This is a genomic window from Geobacillus zalihae NBRC 101842 (assembly GCF_001544135.1).
Lineage (GTDB): Bacteria > Bacillota > Bacilli > Bacillales > Anoxybacillaceae > Geobacillus > Geobacillus zalihae.
In genome coordinates, this window is sequence record NZ_BCPV01000103.1 from 1 (window position 1) to 5612 (window position 5612).

A 5612-nucleotide genomic window follows, 5' to 3' on the forward strand; every position below is an offset into this window, starting at 1 on the left:
GCCTTCCGAAGCCGACAAGGAGGAAATCGGCCTATTGATCGCTCGACAGCCTATCGCATCCTTCGTGAGGCAGCCGAATATGTGTCGTTGGACGAGGTGGGAACGCATACACTTCGCAAGACATTCGGTTATCACTTTTACCAGCAGACCAAAGACGTGGCTATGCTCCAAGAGCTGTTCAACCATTCCAGCCCTCACATCACGTTGAAGTACATTGGCGTCAACCAAGATGCGATGGATAGAGCAATGCTGAAGTATAAAATTTAATTTTTTGCCCTGTAGTACATCATAAAAAAGCGTGTGGTGCACTCATAAAAGAAAAGGTCTTGAGGCTAGAACTATCAAGGGGTTGAGCCATTCGGCGAGTGCATCAGTCTGTAAATTGAAGTGAAGTCATGGAGGGAAAGCAAGTGTTAGTCGAAGAAGCGAAAAAGCGTATCGAATATTTACAAAAATATATTCGAATGATTGAAAACTACACACCAACCACGATGGAAGAGGAAGCGGTCTACTTGTATGTGCAGCTGGAAAGTGTCACAAAGGTGGTGCAGGAGCTAAACAAAAAGGGATATCGGATCGGGAAGCGGAAGCTCACGACAGTGGACGTGTCGAACATTATTCGCAGCAAACCGAAAGATGAAATGCATGAGATGGCCAAGCGGATGTTTACAACGAATAGGAAGCGGGGGAGTCGGCATTGGTGAAGTAGAGTTGACATAATAGTGGCAGAAAAAAGGCAGATTTTTGGCGGACTGTTTGGTCGCGGAGGTGATATGATGGTAGTATAGAGCGGGTTGAATAAAGCTTAAATTCCCCCTTCACTTTTTATGCAGCGCCACTCTGACCGGAGTGGCGTTTCTGTTTCAAGGAGAGAAATCGGGAAAGTGACCTTAATGGTTATTTTTCTTTTCGTACGCCTTTAAATGGTTTGTTATCGGATGTTTTAACGTCCATAAAACGTCCATCTTCACCGCGTTTAATCCAAGAATCGATTTTGGGATTATATACTTGGGAGCGGTCTCTTACTGCTCCCTTTCTATAACCGTCCCCAGTGTTCTTCGCCAAGTTTACCAACTCCTTAATTCCCGATTTCTCTCTGTGTATGTATTTATTCAATGTGTTAAGGACAAATACCTATTGTTTGTCAAAATTTGACGAATGAATTTTGTAGGATGTTACCTCCTTTTGTCGTATTGAGTAGGCGGAAGGAGTGGTGTAAATGAACAGAAAGAAAATTATTTATAGTATTCTAAAAGAAATTCAACAAGGAAATGAGCCTAAACGTGATGACTATGGTTTAGAACTTGAGCAATGGGGAGAAATTTGTGAATTGATTAGAGATGAAGGTTTAGCATCCAATGTTGTTGTTCAACGAGGCGGAATCGGCAATAAAGTTGTTTACGCTTGGTTATCCAAGGCGAAAATTACATTTAAAGGTCTGGACTTTTTAGAAGAAAATAGCGCTTTGGCCAAAACGTACAAAGGACTTAAAGAAATAAGGGATTGGTTAAAACTGTAGCATCCTTCGGGGTGCTTTTTTGTTTGGAGTGATTTTATGCCGAGCAGACCGAAGAAGCCTTGCTCCGTTCCAGGTTGTCCGCACTTAACGCAAGGACGATACTGTGAGCAGCATAAGCACAAAGAACAGCAAAGCAAAGCAGAACGACATCGGTACTATGATGAGCATCTCCGTGATCGGAAAGCACGAGAGTTTTATAAGAGCAAAGAGTGGCAGCGAGTACGACAGGCCGCGTTGGTTCGTGACAAATATCTTTGTCAGCATTGCCTTTCTAAGAAGCGTATCACGCCGGCCGATGTCGTAGACCATATTATACCGGTGCGGGTTGATTGGTCGTTACGCCTAACATTAGACAACTTGCAGTCGCTTTGCAACCCATGCCACAACAGAAAAACATCCGAGGACAAAAGGAAGTACGGGGAGGGGGCGGGGTAAAAATTTTTTCACCGGGCGGCTTTGGACCGCGCGCCCCCCTCAGCGTGCACAAAGTTCCCTTTTTGACGTAAAAGGGGGTTAACAGTTTTTGGAGAAAATTCGAACGAGAGGTGGTGTTGAAAGTGGGCCGACGTGCGAAGCCGGTTGACTTGATTTTAATTCAGGGGACAAAGCATTTGACGAAAAAGGAAATCGATGCCCGGAAGGAGGCCGAGGCGAAGCTCCGGCCGAATGACGACAAGGTGAGACCTCCGGGCTGGCTCGACGGTGTGGCCAAGAAGGAGTTTAAGCGGATCGTGAAGGAACTGAAAGAGATTGGGCTGGTCACGAATGTCGATGTGAATGCTCTTGCCTTGTACTGCGATGCCTATTCTAACTATGTTAAGTGCTCGCAGATCATCGAGGAGGAAGGGCTGATGGTGGAGTATACGAACAAGGCGGCTGAAACGAACAAGGTGCCTCACCCTCTCCTCACGAAGAAAAAGCAGCTGCACGAGCAAATGAAATCGCTGGCCGTTGAATTTGGATTGACGCCAAGCTCCCGGGCGAAACTTGCTTTGCCGAAAGAAGAACCAAAGCAGCCGACGCCGTTTGAACAGGAGTTTGGTGATGTATGAGCCTGAAACAATGGCTCATTGACTACTCCCATGATGTCATCGACGGCCGGGTGATCGCCTGCCAGAAACATAAATGGGCTTGCCTGCGTTTTTTGCGGGATATTGAGCGTGAGGGAACCGATGCCTTCCCCTATATCTTTGACGAAACGAAAGCGATGCGCTTTCTGAAGTGGATGACGCTCTTTAAGCATACCAAAGGCGTGTTAAAAGGGCAGCATATCCGTCCCCATGAAATACAAGTATTTGTATTCGGCAATATTTACGGATGGGTGCACAAGGATACAGATTACCGGCGCTTCAAAAAGGGATATTGGCAAGTAGGCCGGAAAAACGCCAAGTCGCAAAGCCTGGCTTGTGTAGCATCCTATGAGGCGATGGCGTTCGGAGAAAGCATGTCAGAGGTGTACATCGGTGCAACGAAAACGGAACAGGCGAGAATTGTCTGGAAGGAAACCGAGGCAATGCTGGCCGGATGCCCTGAACTGAAAGGAAAATATGAAGTGAAGTATGGGGCCATCCATCATCCGAAAAGCCGGTCCATTATACGGCCCCTTTCCAAAGAGGACCGGAAGACTGGCGATGGTTTAAACCCACAATGCGGCATTATTGACGAGTATCACGCCCACGAAACGGACGAAATTTACAATATTCTTGACTCTGGTATGATTGCTAGGGCACAGCCGTTGCTAATGATTATCACAACGGCCGGCACGAACTTAAATAATCCTTGCTATCGAAGTGAATATCAATATGTTTCAAAGCTTTTAGACCCGAACAACCCGGTAGAGAACGATCAATACTTTGCGATGGTCAACGAACTGGATAAAGACGAGGACGGAAATCTGATTGACGACATTAAGGATGAAAAGGCATGGCTGAAAGCGAACCCGATTGCGGCTTCCTATCCGGAAGGGATTGAAAATATTCGCGCCAAGCTCAAAGAAGCGCTTGAAAAACCGGACAAAATGGATGATTTTTTAACCAAAAACATGAATGTCTGGATCAATAAGCGAGAGCAAGCCTATATCTCGGCCGAGCGCTGGGCGGCCTGCGGCGCGGAAAACCTGCCGGATATCAGCGGATTGGATGCGTATGTGGGCGTGGACTTGTCGGCCACGACTGACTTAACGAGCGTTTCCATCGAAATTCCGTTGAATGACGGTCAATTTGTGGTGTTATCCCACTCTTTTATTCCGGAAGAAAAGCTCGATGAGCGGGTCAAAACGGATAAAATGCCGTTTGATCAGTGGGTTCGCCAGGGTTGGATCACGGCCACGCCGGGAGTGGTCGTCGATTACACGTTTGTGCGCGAATATATCAAGTCGATTGAGGAAACATACGGCGTTTTGGTGAAGGAAATTTGCTACGACAAGTACAATGCGCGGCATTTAATGCAGGAGCTTGAGGCAGAGGGTTTCACGACGATAGAAATTCCGCAGGGGATTCGTTATTTGACGGAGCCGACGAAAAATTTTCGGACAAAAGTGTTTGAAAAGAAAATCATTCATAATCAAAATCCTGTTCTCACATGGGCCGTGGGCAACGCGGTGACACGAAAAGATGCCCAAGAGAACATAATGCTTGATAAATCGAAAAGCACAGACCGAATCGACCCACTGGCAGCGCTCATTAACGCCCATGCCCGGGCGATGTTTGCGAACGCCGAGTCGGTTGACGTATCGGAATTTGCGACCGATGACTTTTTAGACAGACTGTGGGGTTGATAAAGTGAAGAAATTGCAGAGAATCTTTCGTGATTACACGGAAGATTTTTTTATTTTCATTGGTCTCCTGTTCATTAACATGGCGACATTCCGGTTAAGCGTGACGGCAGGGCTGTATGTGCTTGGTTGCACATGTTTAGCCATCGGGATTTTTGCAGCGCGCCATCCACCGAAGCGTTATCCACCGTGAGGGAGGTGAGAACTGAATGTTTTTCCGACGGGTTTTAGAAAGAAGAAGTACTGAATATGCGGAATATAGCCTAAACAATCCGGCGCTTTTGGATTTTCTCGGCATTTCTCCTAGTGAGGTCAATGTTTACGGAAAAAACGCGTTGAAAGAGGCAACCGTTTACGCTTGTATCAAAATTTTGGCCGAATCGTTGTCGAAACTCCCTTTAAAGATTTATCTCGAGGGTGAAAATGGCATCAATAAGGCAGTGAAACACTATTTATATAAGTTGCTAAAGCTTCGGCCCAACCCGTATATGTCGGCATCTGACTTCGCCAAATGCAATGAGACGCAGCGGAACATACACGGTAATGCATACGTCAACATTGAGACGGACGAAAAGGGCAGGATTGTGGGGCTTTGGCCGATCGATGCGGGTAAAGTGCGCATTTGGATCGACGATATCGGCCTTTTCAGCAGTAAAAATCACATCTGGTATGAAGTCGATGTCGGAACAGAGAGACGGAAGCTCATGCCTAATGAACTATTGCACTTTAAAAGTGGCGTTACGCTCGACGGCATTGTTGGCATTCCTCCTCTTGATTATTTACGAGCGACGGTCGAAAACGCGGCGGCGGCCGGCCGATTTATCAATAATTTTTACAAGCAAGGGCTGCAAGTGAAAGGAATCGTCCAGTATGTTGGCGATCTAAACCCGGAAGCGCAGAAGAAATTCCGAGAAAAATTCGAGGAAATGTCTTCAGGACTGAAAAACAGTCACCGCATCGCGCTCATGCCGATCGGGTACGAATTTAAGCCGATCAGCTTAACGATGTCTGATGCGCAGTTTTTGGAAAACACCGAGCTCACGATCCGGCAGATCGCTACAGCGTTCGGAATTAAGATGCACCAACTCAACGATTTAAGCCGGGCGACCCACACAAACGTGGCGGAGCAACAACGGCAATTCTACGTAGATACACTGCTCCCAATTCTAACGATGTACGAGCAGGAAATGACGTACAAGTTATTCCTAGACAGTGAACTAGACGCTGGCTATTATGTGAAGTTTAATGTCGATAGTATTTTGCGCGCTGACATTAAAACGAGATATGAAGCCTATGCGATCGGCATACAGAATGGGTTTC

General features: G+C 46.6%; 8 protein-coding genes. 7 read left to right on the top strand and 1 reads right to left on the bottom strand.

From position 1 onward, the window contains the following. Positions 1-267: tyrosine-type recombinase/integrase (locus GZ1_RS17080; protein WP_157074397.1), on the top strand; the 267-nt coding region annotated here is incomplete at its 5' end. Positions 268-410: 143 nt separating this feature from the next. After that, positions 411-704, top strand: coding sequence for a hypothetical protein (locus GZ1_RS17085; protein WP_060788969.1), 294 nt, complete (start codon positions 411-413; stop codon positions 702-704). A 193-nt stretch (positions 705-897) separates the two neighbouring features. On the opposite strand, the gene GZ1_RS19350 is transcribed toward GZ1_RS17085, so the two are convergent. Then, a complete protein-coding gene (locus tag GZ1_RS19350; protein ID WP_164834599.1) occupies positions 898-1065 on the bottom strand; it encodes a hypothetical protein in 168 nt (55 codons plus the stop codon). 154 nt (positions 1066-1219) lie between these two features. On the opposite strand from GZ1_RS19350, the gene GZ1_RS17090 reads away from it, so the two are divergent. The 5 genes from GZ1_RS17090 to GZ1_RS17110 form a co-directional block, all read left to right on the top strand. Continuing rightward, positions 1220-1519: a YjcQ family protein gene (locus tag GZ1_RS17090; protein WP_060788970.1), complete on the top strand. Its 300-nt coding sequence runs from the start codon at positions 1220-1222 to the stop codon at positions 1517-1519. Between the two features lie 36 nt (positions 1520-1555). Then, positions 1556-1954, top strand: coding sequence for an HNH endonuclease (locus GZ1_RS18630; protein ID WP_083509334.1), 399 nt, complete (start codon positions 1556-1558; stop codon positions 1952-1954). A 113-nt stretch (positions 1955-2067) separates the two neighbouring features. After that, positions 2068-2571: a phage terminase small subunit P27 family gene (locus GZ1_RS17095; RefSeq protein ID WP_174520697.1), complete on the top strand. Its 504-nt coding sequence runs from the start codon at positions 2068-2070 to the stop codon at positions 2569-2571. Continuing rightward, positions 2568-4295, top strand: a complete 1728-nt coding sequence (locus tag GZ1_RS17100) for a terminase large subunit (RefSeq protein WP_060788971.1) — start codon at positions 2568-2570, stop codon at positions 4293-4295. Before GZ1_RS17095 ends, GZ1_RS17100 begins: the two co-directional genes overlap by 4 nt. 206 nt (positions 4296-4501) lie before the next feature. Further along, on the top strand, positions 4502-5612 hold a 1111-nt coding region (locus GZ1_RS17110), incomplete at its 3' end, for a phage portal protein (protein ID WP_060788973.1).

Coding starts and splice junctions, on each gene's coding strand:
- GZ1_RS17090 (WP_060788970.1), top strand. CDS start 1,220: ATGAACAGAAAGAAAATTATTTATAGTATTCTAAAAGAAATTCAACAA.
- GZ1_RS18630 (WP_083509334.1), top strand. CDS start 1,556: ATGCCGAGCAGACCGAAGAAGCCTTGCTCCGTTCCAGGTTGTCCGCAC.
- GZ1_RS17100 (WP_060788971.1), top strand. CDS start 2,568: ATGAGCCTGAAACAATGGCTCATTGACTACTCCCATGATGTCATCGAC.